The sequence below is a fragment of the Streptomyces sp. SID13666 genome, from assembly GCF_010548325.1.
GTDB lineage: Bacteria > Actinomycetota > Actinomycetes > Streptomycetales > Streptomycetaceae > Actinacidiphila > Actinacidiphila fildesensis.
In genome coordinates, this window is the sequence record NZ_JAAGLX010000242.1 from 1 (window position 1) to 388 (window position 388).

General features: G+C 63.9%; 1 protein-coding gene. It reads left to right on the forward strand.

All coding sequences use genetic code 11. The annotated features are described in order from the left end of the window. Window positions 1-85 precede the first annotated feature (85 nt). The coding region (locus G3I60_RS44890; RefSeq protein ID WP_203675371.1) for a hypothetical protein at window positions 86-388 on the forward strand (303 nt) is incomplete at its 3' end.

Here is a 388-nt window from a genome sequence, read left to right on the forward strand (position 1 = left end):
CCCGATCGCGGTCACAGCCTTCTCACGCGAGGTGCGGGTCTGGGACCTGAATACCATGCGTCCGGTCGGGGAGCCCCTGTGCGGTGTGGACCACAGCCTGGTTTCCGCGAACATCGTTCCGACCTTGGGGCGCGGAGTGGCGGTGGTGACCGGCAGCGTCGATGGCAGCGTACGCGTCCATTACCTTGAAGACGGACGACAGATCGCTCCGCACATCCCTACGACCGAAGTCACGCTTTTCCACGCCGCGAGTGCTCGTCTGGGGGATGACACCGTGGTAGTGACCAGCAGTTGGAAGGAGGCGAATGTCTGGAGTCTGGCACCCGATCGGCGTCTCGGGAAGCGGTTCGGTACCTCGTGGGGGGCGTGTCTTCACACTATGGACGGT